This is a genomic window from Rheinheimera sp. SA_1 (assembly GCF_001669775.1).
Taxonomy (GTDB): domain Bacteria; phylum Pseudomonadota; class Gammaproteobacteria; order Enterobacterales; family Alteromonadaceae; genus Pararheinheimera.
Genome location: NZ_LXWK01000018.1, coordinates 1 through 19,281, shown reverse-complemented (window position 1 = coordinate 19,281; position 19,281 = coordinate 1). Strand labels below are relative to the sequence as shown.

General features: G+C 50.5%; 19 protein-coding genes. 7 read left to right on the top strand and 12 right to left on the bottom strand.

Features of this window, described 5'->3' with window-relative positions:
• The first annotated feature begins 28 nt into the window (after nucleotides 1-28).
• Nucleotides 29-1,423 (top strand): pre-peptidase C-terminal domain-containing protein, encoded by a 1,395-nt coding sequence (locus A5320_RS17850; RefSeq protein ID WP_068068268.1) that lies wholly within the window; start codon nucleotides 29-31, stop codon nucleotides 1,421-1,423.
• 127 nt (nucleotides 1,424-1,550) lie between these two features.
• On the top strand, nucleotides 1,551-1,946 hold the full coding sequence (locus tag A5320_RS17845; protein ID WP_068068262.1) for a DUF1761 domain-containing protein: 396 nt from the start codon (nucleotides 1,551-1,553) through the stop codon (nucleotides 1,944-1,946).
• 15 nt (nucleotides 1,947-1,961) lie between these two features.
• On the opposite strand, the gene A5320_RS17840 is transcribed toward A5320_RS17845, so the two are convergent.
• The 8 genes from A5320_RS17840 to A5320_RS17805 form a co-directional block, all read right to left on the bottom strand.
• Entirely contained in the window at nucleotides 1,962-2,369 is a 408-nt protein-coding gene (locus A5320_RS17840) for an acyl-CoA thioesterase (RefSeq protein WP_068068259.1), read from the bottom strand.
• 64 nt (nucleotides 2,370-2,433) lie between these two features.
• Complete coding sequence (locus A5320_RS17835; RefSeq protein WP_068068256.1) at nucleotides 2,434-3,081, bottom strand: energy-coupling factor ABC transporter permease; 648 nt, start codon at nucleotides 3,079-3,081, stop codon at nucleotides 2,434-2,436.
• A gap of 152 nt (nucleotides 3,082-3,233) precedes the next feature.
• The gene (fre, locus tag A5320_RS17830; RefSeq protein ID WP_068068250.1) at nucleotides 3,234-3,983 is read right to left on the bottom strand and encodes an NAD(P)H-flavin reductase; all 750 of its coding nucleotides are present in this window, start codon (nucleotides 3,981-3,983) and stop codon (nucleotides 3,234-3,236) included.
• A 25-nt stretch (nucleotides 3,984-4,008) separates the two neighbouring features.
• A complete protein-coding gene (locus tag A5320_RS17825) occupies nucleotides 4,009-4,290 on the bottom strand; it encodes a 2Fe-2S iron-sulfur cluster-binding protein (protein WP_068068245.1) in 282 nt (93 codons plus the stop codon).
• Nucleotides 4,287-5,783: a 4-hydroxy-3-polyprenylbenzoate decarboxylase gene (gene ubiD / locus A5320_RS17820; RefSeq protein ID WP_068068244.1), complete on the bottom strand. Its 1,497-nt coding sequence runs from the start codon at nucleotides 5,781-5,783 to the stop codon at nucleotides 4,287-4,289. Before ubiD ends, A5320_RS17825 begins: the two co-directional genes overlap by 4 nt.
• Before the next feature lie 235 nt (nucleotides 5,784-6,018).
• Nucleotides 6,019-7,029 carry a lipase secretion chaperone gene (locus A5320_RS17815; RefSeq protein ID WP_068068243.1) on the bottom strand — a complete coding sequence of 337 codons (1,011 nt, stop codon included), beginning with the start codon at nucleotides 7,027-7,029 and terminating at the stop codon, nucleotides 6,019-6,021.
• 8 nt (nucleotides 7,030-7,037) lie between these two features.
• Nucleotides 7,038-8,354, bottom strand: a complete 1,317-nt coding sequence (locus A5320_RS17810) for a sphingomyelin phosphodiesterase (RefSeq protein ID WP_082971874.1) — start codon at nucleotides 8,352-8,354, stop codon at nucleotides 7,038-7,040.
• 106 nt (nucleotides 8,355-8,460) lie between these two features.
• On the bottom strand, nucleotides 8,461-8,997 hold the full coding sequence (locus tag A5320_RS17805; RefSeq protein WP_197490175.1) for a YgjV family protein: 537 nt from the start codon (nucleotides 8,995-8,997) through the stop codon (nucleotides 8,461-8,463).
• A 266-nt stretch (nucleotides 8,998-9,263) separates the two neighbouring features.
• Between A5320_RS17805 and A5320_RS17800 the strand changes: the two genes are divergently transcribed.
• Entirely contained in the window at nucleotides 9,264-10,046 is a 783-nt protein-coding gene (locus A5320_RS17800; RefSeq protein ID WP_068068239.1) for an EAL domain-containing protein, read from the top strand.
• A gap of 136 nt (nucleotides 10,047-10,182) precedes the next feature.
• Here A5320_RS17800 and A5320_RS17795 read toward each other — a convergent pair whose 3' ends face one another.
• Nucleotides 10,183-10,938: a class I SAM-dependent DNA methyltransferase gene (locus A5320_RS17795; RefSeq protein ID WP_068068236.1), complete on the bottom strand. Its 756-nt coding sequence runs from the start codon at nucleotides 10,936-10,938 to the stop codon at nucleotides 10,183-10,185.
• A 190-nt stretch (nucleotides 10,939-11,128) separates the two neighbouring features.
• Between A5320_RS17795 and A5320_RS17790 the strand changes: the two genes are divergently transcribed.
• Both A5320_RS17790 and A5320_RS17785 read left to right on the top strand, forming a co-directional pair.
• Nucleotides 11,129-12,310, top strand: coding sequence for a cystathionine beta-lyase (locus A5320_RS17790; RefSeq protein WP_068068233.1), 1,182 nt, complete (start codon nucleotides 11,129-11,131; stop codon nucleotides 12,308-12,310).
• Nucleotides 12,311-12,375: 65 nt separating this feature from the next.
• Complete coding sequence (locus A5320_RS17785; RefSeq protein ID WP_082971872.1) at nucleotides 12,376-13,131, top strand: substrate-binding periplasmic protein; 756 nt, start codon at nucleotides 12,376-12,378, stop codon at nucleotides 13,129-13,131.
• 54 nt (nucleotides 13,132-13,185) lie between these two features.
• On the opposite strand, the gene aqpZ is transcribed toward A5320_RS17785, so the two are convergent.
• Nucleotides 13,186-13,881: an aquaporin Z gene (gene aqpZ / locus A5320_RS17780; protein ID WP_068068226.1), complete on the bottom strand. Its 696-nt coding sequence runs from the start codon at nucleotides 13,879-13,881 to the stop codon at nucleotides 13,186-13,188.
• A gap of 189 nt (nucleotides 13,882-14,070) precedes the next feature.
• Nucleotides 14,071-14,772, bottom strand: coding sequence for a VC0807 family protein (locus A5320_RS17775; RefSeq protein WP_068068223.1), 702 nt, complete (start codon nucleotides 14,770-14,772; stop codon nucleotides 14,071-14,073).
• A 254-nt stretch (nucleotides 14,773-15,026) separates the two neighbouring features.
• Between A5320_RS17775 and A5320_RS17770 the strand changes: the two genes are divergently transcribed.
• Together A5320_RS17770 and A5320_RS17765 are read left to right on the top strand one after the other, a co-directional pair.
• Nucleotides 15,027-16,967, top strand: a complete 1,941-nt coding sequence (locus tag A5320_RS17770; RefSeq protein ID WP_197490174.1) for a DUF1800 domain-containing protein — start codon at nucleotides 15,027-15,029, stop codon at nucleotides 16,965-16,967.
• A gap of 13 nt (nucleotides 16,968-16,980) precedes the next feature.
• On the top strand, nucleotides 16,981-18,333 hold the full coding sequence (locus A5320_RS17765; RefSeq protein WP_068068221.1) for a DUF1501 domain-containing protein: 1,353 nt from the start codon (nucleotides 16,981-16,983) through the stop codon (nucleotides 18,331-18,333).
• Nucleotides 18,334-18,552: 219 nt separating this feature from the next.
• Here the strand turns inward: A5320_RS17765 and A5320_RS17760 are convergent.
• A partial coding sequence (locus tag A5320_RS17760; RefSeq protein WP_068068219.1) for an ImmA/IrrE family metallo-endopeptidase occupies nucleotides 18,553-19,281 on the bottom strand: 729 nt, incomplete at its 5' end.

Below are 19,281 nucleotides of genomic sequence, written 5' to 3'. Positions count from 1 at the left end.
AAAACTACAATAAAGCAGGATCACAAAAATGAAAGCAAACATCCTTTTAGGCGCTGTTGCGTTATTGCTGTCAAGCAATGCGCAGGCCTGTCTGTTACAAGAATCCGAGAGCAACAACACTGAAGGCACCGCTGATAGCGGCCTTTGCAGTAATCAGCAAGTCACTGGCGCCATTGGCAGTAGCAGTGATGTTGATTGGTACAGTTTTGACAGTACCAGCACCGGTAATATCACAGTGCAATTAAGTCACGGCAGTAATGCCGATTTTGATTTTTATCTGTATCGCAGCAGCGGTAGTTATATCTTGTCTGGCCAAAGCAGCAGTAATCCGGAAACCGCTACTTACAATGCGGCGGCAGCTGGTAAGCACTATGTCAAAGTCAGCCGCTACAGCGGCACTGGCAATTATCAACTCAAAGTGACATTCCAGGGCGCGACCGGCGGTGGTGGCACTGAACCGCCGCCAACCACCAGTTGCAGTTATGGCAGCCGACCTGCCAAACCTTCTGGTTTAACTACTTATTTAACCGGTGCCAGCACTGACAATTGCCCGACGTTAACGTCCGGGCAAGGTTCATTGTTATTGATGGGCGGTGGTGCTGATGTGGACGCGGCATTTAGTCTGCGTGTCAGCCCGCAAATTAAAGGCGGTAATGTCGTTGTGCTACGTACCTCTGGCACCAATGCCTACAACAGTTATCTGCAAGGACTGACCAATGCTGCATCGGTCGAAACCTTAATTATCGATACCACCACCAAAGCTAATTCCGCTTATGTGGAATGGGCAATTAAAGCGGCGGAAGCGGTGTTTATTGCCGGTGGTGACCAGTCGGCGTATTTAAACGCCTGGCAAGGGACCAAAGTGGCTACGGCGCTGGAGCATGTCTACGGCAAAGGTGGTGTGGTGGGCGGAACCTCGGCCGGTAACCATGTACTGGGTAAGTTTGTGTATGATCCGGATGGCGTGGCAGGCGCGGTCAGTAGTGAAGTGGTGACCAATTATTGCCATAACACCATCAATATCAGCACCAACTTCCTCAACTTCCCGCTGCTGGCCAATACCATCACCGACACCCATTTCCGCCAACGCGATCGGATGGGCCGTTCAGCAGTATTCCAGGCTAAATTAGGTGCCAGTGGCCGGGTGATTGCGGTGTCTGAAGCGACGTCGTTGTTTGTCACAGCAAACGGTGTTGGCGTCGTTGACGGTGCCAGCGAAGTCTATGTATTGCGCGCTGATGCACAAACGCAATACACCCAGATTGTCTGCGGTCAACCGGTACGGATCACCGATTTACTGCGTTACAAATTGCTGCCAGGCGACAGCTATAACCTTTCCAACAATACCACGAGCATCGCGCCAACCCGCTTAAGTATTGATGGCCGCAGTACGAGTTTTTACATTCCGGCTTCCCCTTACTGAACACCGCTTTAGTTGAACGCAGCAGTAGGCCAGGATTGGTCTGCTGCTGAATTTTTCGGCAGTTTTATTTCGATAAATCCTTAGCTATATTCTTTGGGTCATTTGACATAACTCGAAGGATAACCAGATGGACATCAATTATTTAGCAGTCGTGGTTGCGGCAATTTCGGCATTTATGCTCGGCGGTTTGTGGTACAGCCCGGTGTTGTTCGGCAATCGATGGATGCAGGAAGTTGGGCTCACCGAGCAACAGCTGCAGCAAGGCAATATGAAAGTGATTTTTGGCGGTGCGCTGTTGTTAAATTTGTTGAGCGCTGCGGTGTTTGCGCTGTTTTTAGGCCCCGCGCCCAGTTTAATGCTGGGGGTTGGTGCCGGTTTTGCCGCCGGGTTCTGTTGGATCGCCGCCAGTTTTGGCGTTTGTTATTTGTTTGAACGTCGTTCCATGACGTTATTCTGGATCAACGGCGGTTACTGCACAGTGCAATTTACCTTGTATGGCTTGATCTTTGGGCTTTGGCACTAATTTCAGACATAGATATTAGTCGGTCAGATGTTTGGCCAAGCGCTGCTGTAGTTCACCTTCAATAGGGACCGCTTTGCCGGTTTTTTGGTCCAGGCAAACAAAGGTAATATCGGCGTCAGCGACCACAGTGTCGCTGCCTGCCACACTAATCACCTGATGGATCACGGCGCTTTTGCCACCCACTTTGCTGAACTGGGTAGCAATTTGTAGTGTCTGGCCATTGGTCGCTGCGTGGCGGTAATTGATATTGATGTTCACAATCACCCAGGCCAGCCGCATTTTGGCGAAAAACTCCACATCACCACCATCTTCCAGATAGCTCCAGCGCGCCTCTTCCAGAAATTCCAGATAACGGGCGTTGTTGACGTGTTGATATATATCTAAATGGTAACCACGGACTTTAATCTGGGTCAGATGCGGCATGACTGTTCTCTCTGGTAAGACCTGTTTCATTGATTGTGACCGAAATCAGGAGCAGCAGCAAGGTTCAACGCTCCGGCGACAGATATTCCCGATCATAAAAGGTACGTAGCCAGTCGGGGCGGTAAATCGCCATCAGGGTGATCGCCGCGCCATTCAGTAAGGCTTCCGGGAACCAAATCAACAGAGAAAAAAGCAGATAGTTGGCGTTGATAGTCTGCCAGTCATACCGACCATCCAGATAAAACAACACAGAACTGAGCAGTAACTGCAGGCAAATGGTCAGGGCTGCGGCCAAAAAGCCAGCGACAAAAATGTATACAAACAAATGGCGTTGCAGGTAGCGGTAACTGAGTAAAAACACCAGGTAACTAAAAAGCCCTGGTACGACATAATGACTAATGGCAAATAAACCTGCATCGGCCAGCGCCAGTTTACCGATAAATACCAGAAACAGCGTCGGCAGCAGACATAACCAGATAGCAATACGCCAGCCATGGCACAGCACTAAAGTGGTCAGCAGCAGGAAATGCAGTTTTAGTCCATCATGGATGCCGGCTTGAATGCTCCAGAGGATCCCGAGTAATAAGGTGGTGGCAAATACCAGGTGCTGATAGCCACTTTCGACACGAAGTTTTGGCCAAAAATTGCGGGGAAACTGCCAGAACAGCAGCAGGACCCAACTGCTAAAGCAAATGAGTTGCAGCATCGACATGAGATAAAACCTTCATCTGCGGTCGGTTTGAATATTACATCGGGCATCGCATTGCCAAACACGCCATTTTGGCGTGGGGATCACCAGCGTCATTCAGGCTGACGATGGCGAGATCCAGCACAACTAAACCACATCACCGAGACATGACCCGGCTATAACCAGGCAAATGCATCCGCATACATCTGTACCCGCACCGCACCTTTCTCCAGAAACGCATCCCGCACCACACCGACCATGGCAAATGGTCCAGCGATATAAATATCAAACCCTGCCAAATCAGCATGATCGTCCAGTACCGCCTGATGGACAAAACCGGTGCGGCCTTGCCAGTCAGCGCCGGGTTCCTGCACTACAATGTGCAGCTGATATTCCGGATGGGCGGCTTGCCAGGCAGCCAGTTCCGCTTCGGCATAACCGGCCTGTGGATGGCGTAAACCCCAGTACAGTTGCACCGGCCTTTTCACGTCAGCATTGGCAATAGCGCTGGCGATACTGTGCACATATGAAAATCCGGTGCCTCCGGCCAGCAGAATAATCGGTCTTGGGCTTTCTTCGCGCCAGAATGCTTCGCCTAAGCCCACTTGTACCAGCACTTCAGAGCCAGCATTCAAATGCTCGGTTAAATGCGCCAGCGCCTGACTAGCGTAAGCGTCGGTCACGGCTCCGCCAATTTGTAATTCCAGTGCTGGCTGACCTTCAAAGGTAAAACCCGGTGCGCAGGCGATAGAAAAGGGTCTTTTATCGGTATCGGACAAGTAAATTTGCAGATATTGCCCGGCTTTAAATTCCACCGGTGCTTTGGGGGTCAGAATGACTTGCTGCACAGTTGGCGTCAAAGGCACGATGCGACTGACAGTACATAATACTTTGTTCGAGGCGGCTTTTTGTTGAGCTTCAGTCATGAGTTCAGTTCTTGTGCTGGCGGCATCAGCCGCGAATAAATGGATGCTGTAATACCAAATCGCTATCCGGATACGCCAGACAACAGTAGGTAAAATTCATAGTTTTGTCGATATCTGCGACTGGCTCTGGTGGCAGATAGTGCACAGTGCCACTTTTCAGTTTGCAGACGCACGAGGTACAAACCCCTTGTCGGCAGCGAAAAGGAAAGTCGATGCCCTGCGCCAGGGCTGCATCGAGGATAGTTTGGCCGGCGGTCACCTCAAAGGTAACGCCACTTGGCAAAACTGTCACCCGATGGCTGCTCATCTTAATAAGCCTTTGCTTGAAATAGGCAGTTCGATACCCAGTTCATCCCAGATGTCATCAATTTTTTGTTTCACCGCCGGCGTCATTTCTATCGGCACACCCCATTCGCGGCTGGTTTCGCCTGGCCATTTATTGGTCGCGTCCATGCCCATTTTGGAGCCTAAACCCGACACCGGCGAAGCAAAATCCAGATAATCAATCGGCGTGTTTTCAATTAAAGTGGTATCGCGCGCCGGATCCATCCGGGTGGTGATCGCCCAAATCACGTCTTGCCAGTCACGGGCATTGACGTCATCGTCGCAGACAATCACAAACTTGGTATACATAAACTGGCGCAAGAACGACCAGACACCCATCATCACCCGTTTGGCATGACCCGGATATTGTTTTTTCATGGTCACGACCGCAAGCCGGTACGAACAACCTTCAGGCGGCAGATAAAAATCGACAATTTCCGGAAATTGTTTTTGCAAAATCGGCACAAAGACTTCATTCAGCGCCACACCCAAAATAGCAGGCTCATCTGGCGGTCGGCCGGTGTAAGTGCTGTGATAAATTGGGTTTTCGCGATGGGTAATGTGGGTTACCGTCAACACCGGGAACGAATCGACTTCGTTGTAATAACCAGTGTGGTCGCCGTAGGGGCCTTCCGGCGCCATTTCGCCCGGTTCCAGATAACCTTCCAGTACAAATTCAGCGCTGGCCGGTACTTGTAAGTCGTTGCTTAAACATTTCACCACTTCGGTGTTATCACCACGCAGTAAACCGGCAAAAGCGTATTCAGATAAGGTATCCGGCACCGGCGTGACTGCGCCCAAAATCGTCGCCGGGTCAGCACCTAAAGCCACCGCCACCGGGAAGCGCTCGCCCGGATGGGCTTTTTGCCATTCCAGAAAATCTAAAGCACCGCCGCGATGCGACAACCAACGCATTATGACTTTGTTTTTACCCAGCACCTGCTGGCGGTAAATACCGAGGTTTTGCCGTTCTTTATGGGGGCCACGAGTCACAGTTAAACCCCAGGTGATCAGCGGCGCGGCATCGCCCGGCCAGCAGGTCATCACCGGCAGTTTGGTTAAATCAACCTGGTCGCCTTGTAATACGATTTGCTGGCAAGGGGCCTTTTTCACCACTTTGGCCGCCATATTCAGCACTTGCTTAAAAATCGGTAATTTGTCCCAGGCATCTTTTAAGCCTTTTGGTGGCTCCGGCTCTTTTAAAAAAGCCAGCAATTTACCCACTTCGCGCAAAGCACTGACATCAGGTTGACCCATGCCCAGCGCCACCCGCTCCGGCGTACCAAATAAATTGGCCAGTACCGGAATATCAAAACCTTTTGGATTTTCGAATAATAAGGCAGGGCCACCGGCACGCAGCGTGCGATCGGCAATTTCGGTCATTTCCAGCACCGGGTCGATTTCCTGCTTGATGCGGGTCAATAAACCCCGTTGTTCCAGCTGGGCGATAAAATCACGCAAATCTTTATATTTCATGAGCTTCCAAAGTTTTTTGACGACTGTCAGCCTGCAGCAAACTTGAATTGGGTAGAATGCTGGCATTATACATGGCCAGCCAGCGCTTGCCATGCTGCTCTGTACGGTTGAGGGAGCGGAAGCGATCGGTACTGCTGAATAACTGTTGTTGTCTGGGTGTGCTGCATGGTTGTTAATCGTCAACCCGCTTGGCATTGTATTGCTTCAGGTTACGCAGGCTGCAATCGCAACACCATCAATTAGTAAAATGCTTCAAGCGCAGCACCGTCAGAGCCTGCGCATATTGTTGTTGCCAGCTGGCGTCGTCTTGTTGCGTTTTCAGCATCGCGAAGTGCCGCTCCAGTTGCTGTAGTTCTGCCTGATAGGCCTGCATCTGGACTTGTTGCTGTTGCTGCAGCGCTTCAAAAGCCTCCACCGCAGCGGCATCTTTGCCAAAGTAACGGGTACGCAATTGTTGTTGCCAATCGGCGCGCTCGCTTGGTGGTAAATCCTTCAGTAACAACAATGCTTGCTGATAGGCCGAATCCGGACTGATCAAGCCAGGTTCAGCGCCGCGAAGTTGTTGTTGCAGTTGTGCCAGTTTGTCCAGACGCTGCGAAACCGATAAATTTGGCGCTTCGTTGACTTGCAGATCCTGTACCGCAAACTGATAAGCAGCGTACTGATGTTCCTGGCCAAACAGGGTTTCTGTCAATGCGCCGAACAGCTGCTGACGTAAGGTTTTTACCTGCTCAAAACGTTGTAATGAGTTTAAATCGGAGGACATCGTCAGCTGGCTAAGTTGTTGTTGATACTGTTGATAATTTTTCAGCAATCGCTGTAATTCAGCCAGTTCTGCGCTACTTAGTTCGCTGGCTAAATCGGCCAATGGCTGGCATTGGCTGACGTCGATATCCTGACATTGTTGCCACAAGCGGTCGAGCCAGGCTTGCAGATTACCAGGTTGTGCCTGACGCAGGCGGCGGTACTCGCTGACTTGCTGCCGCAGTTGTTCCGCCTTGCGTTCCCGGGTTGAAACCAAGGATTCCTCTTCTGGCAATAAGGCCATTGTGGCTGCGCCCTGCATCTGACCTGCGACTGGAGTAACCGTTGTGGCTGGTTGATGCTGCGCGGCGGGAGCAGGTGCAGGAGCGGGAGCCAGCACCTGAACGTCCGTTGCCAGGTCACCGGCTGCCGGCGGTTGCCACCAGAACATCGCGCTCACCGCCAGCAGCGTCAGTCCGGCCACCACAAGTTTATTTTTCATCAAAGCAATTACTCGCGAAACTCACCTAGTACCGGAAAATGGTCGGATAAATCCCAGCGCTGCCACAGCGCATCGACGGTGGTTCTTGGCACTCTGACCTCGTTCCGGCTGAATGAAGGTTGCCGGTGCGCTTTGCTAAACACCACATAATCGAGATATTCCACCGTGTCATATTTCGCTGCGTAGTAATTGACTCTGGGATCAAAAGTTGAGGCGGTATAACCGGTGGCAACAGGTACTGTGGCATTGAGGTTTTGCTGCATTGCCTGATAATCGTCGGCAAATTTCAGCTTATTCACGTTAAAATCGCCGCCATAAAGTACGGTATCGGCGATGGAAAAGTTCTTCTGCTCTACAAACTGCCGCATCAGCCGGAACTGCGACTGGCGCATTTGCCGGGCTTCGTCGGAATCAAAACTGGCGGCATGCGTTGCCAGCACCTGATAAGCACGGCCTTGTTTAATCACTTCGGCGTAGACAAAGCCTTTGTCGGCAAAACAGTCGGTGCCGGTACAATCCGGGAACACCACCTGCTCAGTACGGCCAATTGGATAACGGCTGACAATAGCAACTCCGCCATTGTAAACATTCACGCCATCCAGTGGTTTGCGCAAAATAGTGGTCTGATAAGGGTATTCGCTAAGCAGCGCACGCAGCATCGCCGGCGAATCGGCCGAGAACGCTTCTTGTAACAGGATCACATCATAACCCCGCAAGTGGGCAGGTAATTCCTGCAATCGTGCTTCGATATCCGAGGCCACCAGCGGCAGCGCATAAATGTTATAGGACAATACTTTTAGCGCATTGGCGCTGGCCAGAGTTTCCGATTGGGTGTTGTGACTAATGGTGTAGTAAAAATCGTCATAACCACCGGTGTAACTGGCTTTAAAACCAACGGTGGTGGGTTTTAACTGATAACTGGTCTGGTGGCGGGCAATTTGCCGGTCGTTGCGCCATGGGGCCTGAAAATCGTCAGCACGCGCACTATGATCAATGTTGCTGCCAACCCAGGTGCCGACCATTTTTTGCATAGCAACCACGGTCGAACCATTGGCGGTCAGCGCTGTTTCAAAGGTATAACTCTGATTGCGTTTCACGCCCTGATTGCGGTTAAACGCCAGGACCCGGCGTGTGGCATAAGGTGGGATCGCAGTGGCTTCCTGTCGCCATTGGCTACCTGCCGTCAATAATGAGCCACTGCTGAAATGCTTCACATCAACCGCCACATGTTCTGCCGTTGAATTGGTAATATAGACATAACTGTCTGCCTGAGCCGCTTTGGATACCAGCAGCAACGCGACCATCCCCAAAATTATTTTTTTCATCACAAACACCATCAGCCAGAAAATACTTGTTATTTATGGTTTTTTTTTGTTTCAGATTTATTTGTTTAAGATGAACTTTTAGCAGAATTTTATGCTGTGCTTACGACTACTTTGGGTTTGACTGAGCTGGTTGCTGCGCTTGATCCTTTCGCCTTTGGCGCAAAAATCCGACCAGATTACTCGCTAAAAACGCCAGTTCCATTATTACCGCAACTGGCGAACCCACCAGAATATTGTGGCAAATCCAGGCGCAAGCGCCGATGGCCATGCAACTTCGCACCAGCAGCACTTTTTTCTGAAAGCTGCCAATGGTGCCGACGATGGCGGCCAGAAAGGGCAGCAGTTGCAGCGGAGTTTGGTAGGCCAGCCACAGCAGTAGCGTCGACAGCACCAAAAACAACCACATCAATATCGGTTTAGGATAATAAGCTGCAACCAAAAAACGGATGGCGGTAACACCAACAAACAGCCCGGCAGCAAGTTGGCCTAACACCAAAAAATGACTGGCGTTCAGTGCTGCGGATAAAAACCAGCACAACAACATCGGCTGGCGTTGTTTCAGTTGAAAAGCACAAATGCCAGCGGCGAAGGCGGATAAAGCCAGCAGCTGTGATAACACAAAAGGCAAAGTCAGTTCTGGCACTGTGCGAAACCAATCCGTAGACAAGCAGATGTCGAGTGTAAGCAACTATCGGCGACAAACCCAGCGCTAAGGCAGCCGATTGCCGGTTTGTTCCGTAGTTGGTGCTGTGGCACGGCGCCTTGTGGTGGCATGCGTTGCACTGCTATGCAATTTTGGCGACATCTTTGCTGCGAACTGACAATTTTTCTCTAGCCTTTGTCCCTGTTGTGCTGGCAATGTCACTGTACATTCGCCACACTACCATTGTCGGTAACAAGAGGTTCAGCATGGAATTTCCAGATCGGATCAAACAACAAAGTTGTATGGATTGTCTGAGTGGTCAGGCGCTTGGTTTTGACATCAGAATGGCGTTTCAGCCGATTATCAACTGGCAGAGCCGACAGATTGTCGGTTATGAAGCCCTGGTGCGCGGCCCGAATGGTGAAGGTGCCGGTTGGGTGTTTGAGCGGATTAACGATCAGAACAAGTACTTTTTTGATCAGTCGTGCCGGGTCAAAGCCATCGAAACCGCCGCCAAACTTGGGCTGGATAAAATGCTCAGCATCAATTTTATGCCCAATGCTGTGTACAACCCGGAAACCTGTATCCGTGCCACCATTGAAGCGGCTGATATGTTCGGTTTTGATATTCATAAAATCATGTTTGAAGTGACCGAGACCGAGCAAATTGTCGATCGGGTGAAGTTAATGCGGATTTTTGACAGTTACGCCAAACGTGGTTTTATAACTGCTATCGACGATTTTGGCGCTGGTTATGCCGATTTATCCTGGCTGGATGCGTTAAAACCGCAAGTGTTGAAACTGGACATGGCGCTGATCCGCGATATTGAACAATTCCCGGCCAAACAAAAAGTAGTGCAGGACATTTTGCAGTTGTGTCTGGAAGTGAATACCCAGGTGCTGGCTGAAGGGGTTGAAACCCGCGCCGAGCTGGATTACCTGGCAGCGATGGGGATCCGGTTTTTTCAGGGGTATTATTTTGCCAAACCACAACTCGAATATCTGGCAACAGCAGCCACGATGTTGTGTCTGAATGAACCGATTGAATGAGGGCGTTTTAGTAAAAAGCCAGTATCCCATCCGAGTAAGCGGTGAATACCTTCGCGCAATTTTTGGCTGCTGGTGTTGGTAGAAGCGTATAGGCTGTTGATGCCCGTTGCATGTTGATATTTAAAGTAAAAACTCATCACCTTTTAATACAAACAAATAATGCATTACCGGATGTCTGGTCCCAGGGCACTATTTTTTCATAATCATGCTCCAGCATAATCACTTCAAAAGCCGGTTCCAATAGTGCCCGCAGCTGCGCAAAATTGACCGCGACCATCGGATGTTGATCCTGCCACTGTTGCGTTACGCCCTGGCTGGTTTTGGCAATGCTCAGATTGAGTGATTGCTTGTCACCATGGCCAGAATAAAACCAGCCCGATTCAAAGATAAAGTCGTGTTGCTCATCTTTGGTTATCTGTCTGGTGCTGTGACGGACTTTGGCGTTGTTATCAATCAGGTCTTTATCCACTGCATTAAAGCAAAACACGCCGCCAGGTTTTAACGCGGCCAGCACCTGTCGAATACAAGATGTTAAGCCTGAGGTATCACCGGCATAATGCAGCGAATATAAAAAACAAGTGATGAAATCGACCGCCTGTTCGAGCTGAAAATCGCAGATGTTTTGCTGTAAAAACCGGGCTTGTGGGCAACGTTGCTGGGCTAAATCCAGCATCGGTTGGTTCAGATCCAGCCCGGTACACTGAAAACCCGCTGCCAGAAAATGTTCAATATGCGGGCCGGTGCCACAGGCTAAATCCAGATGCTGAATTCCGCCATTGCCAAAAAACTGCTGCAGCCGGATCGCGCCCTGGCTTTGGGTCTGGTAATCGATGTCGGCACACATCAAATCGTAATAACTTGATAAATCAGTGTATAAGGCATTAAAAGACATGAGTGCCGCTCTTTGGGGGGGGGGGTTGACGCCGGGCAGGTATTTTAACTGAGGCTGATGTACAAACGAAGCCTGGAGATACTTTAAGTCTAATAAGCTGCAGAATGATGTGCTTGATTGCTGTTATAACAGGCGACAACGTTGTCGAGTCTCGCTAGAATAAAGCCATCTGGATGTCTGAGGTTTACCCATGAAAATCGCAAGTAAAATTATCCATGCCGGTCGTAGTAAAAAATGGACCGGTTACAGCGTCAACGTGCCGGTGGTGCGGGCATCGACTATTGTGTTTGACACCATGGCCGAGCTGAAACACGCCACTATTCATCGTGGTGATCAGGTGCCTTATTATGGCCGGCGTGGCACTCAGACCCATTTTGCGTTCAGCGATGCTATTTGTGAGCTCGAAGGCGGCAGTGGTTGCGCTTTGTATCCTTGTGGTGCGGCGGCGATCAGCGGTGCTTTGCTGGCATTTCTGAAAACTGGTGATCATTTGCTGATGGTCGACAATGCTTATGAACCGACCCGCGGTCTCTGCGATAAGCTTTTGAAAAAACTCGGTATTGAAACCACTTATTACGACCCGCTGATCGGCGCTGGTATTGCTGCACTGATCAAACCCAATACCAAAGTAATTTTCCTTGAATCACCAGGTTCGCTCACCATGGAAGTGCAGGACGTCCCGGCCATTTGCGCTGTGGCGAAACAACACGATATCGTGGTGATGCTCGATAACACCTGGGCGTCGCCGTTGTTGTTCCGGCCGTTTGAGCATGGCGTGGATATCTCGATTCAGGCCGCGACTAAATACATCGTTGGCCATTCGGATGCAATGCTGGGTACCGCCAGCGCCAATGCCAAACATTGGCCTACGCTTCGCGAAGCCGGTTATCTGATGGGGTATTGTGCCTCTGCCGACGATGTTTATCTGGCAGCCCGTGGCCTACGTACGCTTGGCGTGCGGTTAAAACAACATCAGCAGAACGCGCTGGAAGTGGTGCAGTGGCTGCAACAACGGCCGGAAGTGGCGCATATCCGTCATCCGGCTTTAGCCGAAAACCCGGGCCATGCCGAATTTGTCCGTGATTTTTCCGGCAGCAATGGTTTGTTTTCTTTTGTGTTACATCAGGGCGATGCCAACGCAGTTGCCGCTTTTATCGAAGGCATGCAGCATTTTAAAATGGGCTTTTCCTGGGGCGGTTATGAGAGTTTGATCATCGCCAATCTGAATGTGCAGGCGCTTCGCACCGCGACAGTTTGGCCATATAGTGGCCCGTTGATCCGCTTGCATATTGGTCTGGAAGATCCGGCCGATTTAATCGCTGATTTAGCGCTGGCATTTAGCCGTTTTAACCAGGCTTTGGCTGCGCAATAAGCCTGCTGCAGCAAGCCAATGCTTCAGCTATAGTGATCCACAGTGGGTTACCAAGGTGAAAAAGCATGGGATCAGGCAGGAAGTGGTTGTTAAGATGCGGATTGCTGCTGTGCTGCTGCGGCAGTTCTGCCTTGTTGGCGCAGTGTCCGGCGCAGATCCGATTGCCTTATAACAGCAGCTGGTTACCCTATATTGTGGTGACCGATGAGGGGGTCACCGGCACAGATATTGAGTTAATCCGCAAGGTACTGAAGGATCTTGGCAGTGAGCTGCAATTGCTCAGCATGCCGGAATCGCGGGCACTCAATGATTTAGCATCTGGCAAAGTTGATTTGTTATTTGGCGCTTCTTATACCGATGAACGCGCCAAATTCGCCTGGTTCAGTAAACCCTACCGCCATGAAGCCAATGTGGTGATTGTGCACCCTTTGGTGGTGCAACGTTATCCTGAAGTCACCACCAAAACGGCATTTTTTGATTTAGCCCGCCGCAAACTGATTGGCACTTTTAATCCAAAAGGTTTTTATGGCGCCGAATTCGAACAGCTTAAATTACAGCAACCGGTGCAGCAGCGTTCTGTGCCCATTTTTGATGCTGAGCAGCGGATGGCATTAGTGTTAAATCAAAGGGCGGATTTTACCCTGGCCGACCAGGTTTCAGTGCGGTTAAGGTTTGAGGAGCAGCCAATGTATCAGCAACTGGTCGTGTTGCCGTTTGAGTTATACCGGGCAGATATTCATCTGATGCTAAGTAAAAAAACCGTTGATGCAGCTTGTGTTGAGCAGATCAATCAAAGTCTGCGTAATCAGCGACAGCCCTGACCTATGTTGAGGCTGCGGTCAGAATTGCACTCTGACCACAGCCTCAGCCGTTCATTATGTTGATGTCGTTTCTTTGCCAATCACCCGATACACCACGGCCCCAAGTACGGCACCAACGATAGGTGCAACCCAGAACAACCAGAGTTGCGCCACCGCCCAGTCACCGACAAACATTGCCACACCGGTACTACGCGCCGGGTTAACAGAAGTGTTAGTGACTGGAATGCTGATCAGGTGGATCAGGGTTAAACATAAACCGATGGCTATAGGTGCCATGCCTTTTGGGGCACGTTTATCGGTGGAGCCTAAAATGACTACCAGAAACATCATTGTCATCACCACTTCGCAAATCAGCGCTGCCTGCATGCTGTAACCGCCAGGCGAATGTTCACCAAAACCATTTGAGGCAAAACCGGCACTGACATCAAAACCAGCTTTACCGCTGGCAATCATGTACAACACGGCACCGGCGGCCAAACCGCCCAGCACTTGCGACACGATATAAGGCAGCAATTCTTTCGCTTCAAACCGACCGCCGGCCCATAAACCAATCGAAACGGCCGGGTTTAAATGACAACCGGAAATATGGCCAATCGCATAAGCCATCGTTAACACAGTCAGACCAAACGCCAGTGATACCCCAAGTAAACCAATGCCTAGTTCCGGAAAGGCCGCGGCCAACACTGCACTACCACAACCGCCTAACACTAACCAGAAAGTCCCAAAAAACTCAGCGCCATATTTATTCATTATTGATTCCTTCAGCTTTTTTATGAAACACACCACTGTTGTGTGCAATTTCAGTGAAGCAGAAAATTATGAATAAAAAAGGGGGCGGAGCTTAAATGAATGGAATAATTGAGGTCAGAGAATAACATTCGGGGTCAGAGTCAATTGTTAACAGATTTCTGTTAACAATTGACTCTGACCCCGATTATTTTATTGCAGGAAATTGTCGATATCTTCGCCGGTGAGCTTGCTGATTTGCGTGAATAAATACCACATCGCCGCCATCATCAGCACCATACTGGGCAGGGCGATCACCGGGTAACTGAGAGCAGTCATGGTGCCCAGTTCTTCGTTGTAAGCCGGGGTACCGGGCGGACTGACTAAAATCCATTTCGCCAGTAAATAATTCAGCACTGATGACAGAAAAAACGATCCGGCCAACATTTGGTTAGTGACATCTAATTTATGCTCGAATTGCGGCACCAACTGTTTGCTTTCCAGCACCTGCTGCAGTTTTGCCATATTCAGCAGCTGGGCGTTTTCCAATAAGGTTTTAATCAGATGAAATTTACTGTGCTGACTAAACCACACCAATAAACCAATAATGCCTGGCACCGCCGCTTCTTTAATCGCGATATATTTGGGGTCGAGTTGCAGCAAACTCATACCGCCGGTCAGCAGCACGCTGATAATACCGACCACAGAAAAGAAATTCACTTTGCCGGATTTGAGTAGCTCCCACAGACCAAAACCGACCGGAAAAGCCAAAGCGACCACTAAGCCCCAAACTGGGCCAAGGTACTCTTCAGTACTGAATTTACTAAGAATAATAACTGGCAGCACAATGTTAAAAAGTAGATTGCCAAGTAAACCGTTGGATTTTTTCTCGGCAGGTTGTGTGGTGGTATTCATCTTTTTCCTGGGTCAGGCCAATAACAGCTGACATTTCGCCCTCGTTGATACCGCTAGTTTTACCATAATGCGATTGCAGCTGGCCAGAAAGGCGATGAATTTATCTCGGCCAATTTTGTTACTGACGGCAACTTTACCAAACCTTTACTCTCGGTGTTTGGAGATTGTGCGGCAACTTCACTATGGTTAATGACAGCAGGGGTTAATGGCAGCAGCAATTGGTGACAGCAGTGGTAATCGACAGTGGAGTGACTATGTCCATGCAGATAAATAGCGCCCGGAAGCACAGACGCAGCAGATCTTGGTGGCCGTTGCTACTGGTGTTAACCGCTTGTGGTGGCGAAGCAGCGCCGATAGCAGCTTCGCCGGTGACGGCTAATCAGCCGCCCGTTGTCTCAGCTGGGGCTGATATTCAGACCATTGCCAAAGCAAAAATACAGCTGAACGGCAGTGCGATTGATGCTGGCGTTTTACAATATCGCTGGAGCCAACAAAGCGGGCCTGTGGTCAGTATCAGCAATAGCACACTGGCCGGCGCTGAGTTTACCGCCCCCGAGCTTTTTCGCAGTACCATTTTTAGTTTTCAGCTGGAAGTCACCGATGCTGCAGGCTTGAGCGCCCGCGATACGGTGCAGGTCACAATAAAGCCCTTGCCGATGACCGCATCTGAAGCGGCCAGATTGCTGCAACAAGCCAGTTTCGGACCAACAGCCGCCGATATCACCCAGGCCAGCAACATCAGCGCTGAGCAATGGATAGCGCAACAACTAGCGCTGCCAATCACAACCCATGCCGACAAGCTGCAAAACCCACCAGGCCAGGACCGGCCGGCACCAATCAGCAGACTGGAGGCCTGGTGGCGTATCGCCCTGACGGCACCGGATCAATTACGGCAAAGACTGGCGTTTGCCTGGTCGGAAATAATGGTAGTGTCGGATCAAGGCAATGGCCTGAATAATCAGCCGGTTGGACTGGCAAATTATTACGACCTGTTACTGCGCTATGGCAGCGGCACCAATAGCAGCTACCGGCAGTTATTGGAGCAAGTCACGTTATCGCCGGTGATGGGGGTGTATCTAAGCCACCTTGGCAACGAAAAACCAGATGTAACGCGTAATATCAGACCCGATGAAAACTATGCCCGCGAAGTGATGCAGCTGTTTACCATCGGCCTGGTGCAGCTGGAACCGGACGGTAAACCCAGACTCGACAACAACGGCCAAACTATCCCAAGTTACGATCAAAGCATTATTGAAGGTTTTGCCCATGTGTTCACCGGCTGGACCAGCGCTGGTACAGTGCGGTTTGACCGGCCGCGGCCGGATTACATCAACCCAATGATCGCTTTTGCTGACTTCCATGCCACCGGCGAGAAAAAACTGCTGAATAACACAGTTTTACCGGCAGGACAAAGTGCACAACAAGATTTAACCCAGGCGCTGGATAATCTGGCCGGGCATGCCAATGTCGGGCCTTTTATCAGTAAACAGCTGATCCAGCGGCTGGTCACTTCCAACCCAACGCCCGCTTATGTCGGGCGGGTCAGCGCAGTATTTGCCGATAATGGCCAGGGGCAGCGTGGCGATTTAACGGCGGTGGTGACCGCCATTTTGCTCGATGAAGAAGCGCGCAGCGCCGATTCGTTGCAAAACAGCAGTTTTGGTAAATTACGCGAGCCGCTGCTTAAAACCAGCCACCTCTGGCGGTTATTACAGTCCGCAGCGCCAAGCGGGCGAGTGTTCACGTTTAATCTGGCCGACAGCCATGCGCAGGCGCCGCTGCAATCGCCGTCAGTCTTTAATTTCTTTCGCCCGGACTATGCGCCGACCACCGATTTACAGCAGCTGGCTTTAGTGGCGCCAGAGCAGCAAATTGTCACCGACAGCAACGCGCTGAATCTGCAAAACCATCTGTACAACCAAACCTACCAAAGCATTTTTGAAGCGGTGACCACGCCCGGGCAATACCAGATGTTGGGACGGTTTAAACCTTATGCCGATCTGCTGCGCCAGCAAGGGCTGACAGCGCTGCTGGACCACTATGCCTTGTTGTTACTGGCTGGCGATATGCCATTACAATTACGGCAAATCCTGACTGAACTGGCTGCCGGGCTCAGCAACCAAAGTGCTGAGCAACAAGCGGCTGCTCTGTTGTATTTCATCCTGATTTCGCCGCAATACGCGGTGCAGCGTTAAGGCGGAACCCGATATGGATCAACTATCCAGACGCGACTTATTAAAACGGGCACTGCAGGGCGGCCTCGGACTGGCGGCGCTGTCGACATTGCAATTGACGGCGATGAGCAAAGCGCTGGCGGCACAATCGACACCAGTGAGCGGTTATAAAGCATTGGTTTGTGTATTTTTGTTTGGCGGAAATGATTCGGCCAATATGCTGGTGCCGCTGGCTGGCGATAGCCTGACGGCTTATGTACAAGCGCGGCAAAGTCTGGCGGTGACAGGGGCTTTGCCGATCAGTCCGCTAACCGCAGTGGCCGATGGCATTGGTTTCCATCCGGCACTGGCGCCGTTGCAGCCACTTTTTGCCACCCAACAATTGGCGCTGATCAGTGGCGTTGGTGCGCTGCAGCAACCCACCAGTAAGTTGGAAGTTCAGCAAGGCAAAGCGCTATTGCCGAAAAATCTGTATTCGCATAATGATCAACAAGCGACCTGGATGCGCGGGCAGGAGCCGCTAAGTCTCGATCGTGGCTGGGGCGCACAGATGCTGGAATTGCTGCAGACCAATCCTGAGTTCAGCAGCTGCATCAGTTTATCCGGCACCAACTTATGGCAACGTGGCCAGTTACTTCAGCCCTTTGGCATGTCGGCCAAAGGTGTGTCCGGTTTAACTGCGCATAATGGCGCCGGCAGCCGGGCAACGCTGTTGAAAAATCTGCAAACGGCGTTACTGGCACCACAAACGCAGCCGCTGGCGAACCTGTATGCGCAGTCGAACAGTGCGGCGCAGGCACGTAGTTTGATCATCGCGGATGCGCTGACGCAGGCGCCAACACTGCAAACGGTATTTGCCCCGGACAACAATCTGGCGCAGCAGCTCCAGATGGTGGCGAGGCTGATCAGTGTTCAGGCGACACTTGGCGTCGGCCGGCAGGTGTTTTTTGTCGGTATGGGCGGTTTTGATACACACGATGATCAAAATACCGTGCATCCGGCGCTGCTTAGTCAGCTAAGTGCTGCATTGGCCAGCTTTGCCGCCGCGACCTCTGAGTTAGGGGTCGCCGATCAAGTCACAACTTTTACCATGTCCGATTTTGGCCGCACTTTATCGTCCAATGGCGATGGCACCGATCACGGCTGGGCCGGCAATCAGCTGGTGCTGGGCGGCGCAGTGCAAGGTGGCGATATCTACGGTCAGTTACTGCAGCAGCGGCTCGGCTCCGATTTCGATGTTGGTGGTGGGCGGATGATCCCAACCACCGCCAATGTGCAGCTGTTTGCCAGTTTAGCCAGCTGGTTTGGCTTGTCGGACAGCCAACGCCGGCAAATTTTTCCGGCGTTGTCGGCTTTTGATGCTTCGGTGTTGCCGCTTTTCAGATAACTTTTGACCTTTGGAAAAACCAGTGGTGCTGCGGATGAGGTGGCTGTGGGATCTCGTAAATGGTGAAATCAGTTGGACTCTTAATCTAAGCTGCTCCGTGAATTATGAGAATTGGTGATTCACGGAGTATTCTCAGAATCTATAAAATGAACAGCAAACTTTCTCCGAATCCGTTAGATAGCAAGTTCAGGAGTTAGAGTCACAAAATGTTGTCGTGGATTAGCTTGGCGAAGTTATCTTCAGCAAAATTGTTGAGAAGCCATTTTCTTGAACAAAAGTTTGCCCATGAAGTGAATATGTCGATTGGAGTCCCATATTAACGTTTAGCCAATCATGAACCGCCAATTCAACAAAATCGGAAGTAGAGTTTTGCTTTAAAGCAAATACTTGGTAGCTTTCGGGCAAATCATCGTTTTTATTTACCTTTAGCTTATGTTTGAAGTGTCTGAAGTTTCGCCAATTGTATCTAACTTTTCGGTCTTTGATAAAAACTATTGCGACGGCCTCATTACTCAGCGGAATAACTGCATTAGCCGTTGCCTCAAAACTCATCTGGAATAGATCTGCAAGTTGATTGAGCAAAGTTATATCGAGCACTTTATCTTTAAGTTCGGGGAGTAAAAGATGTTCTGGCAAGAGTAGTCTTTTCGCAAACTCATTAGCTTCAGATTCCTCATTACCGTCATACCTGCTGAGGTCAACTGATGAACACTCTCGTTGCTCACCGGCATGGCTAGGTATAAGAAAATGACCCAATTCATGTCCGATACTAAATCTTTGCCGTCCTATCGGACGTTTATCGTTAAAAAATATTACTCCACAAGACTTTTCTTTATCAGGCAGGAGTATCCCTTCAATATTTTCGCAAACATCCGGCAAGGGCTGGATTTTTAAAATACCAGTACTTAGAGCAATTTCCTCTACAGGAACCGGAGCTACTATATGAGG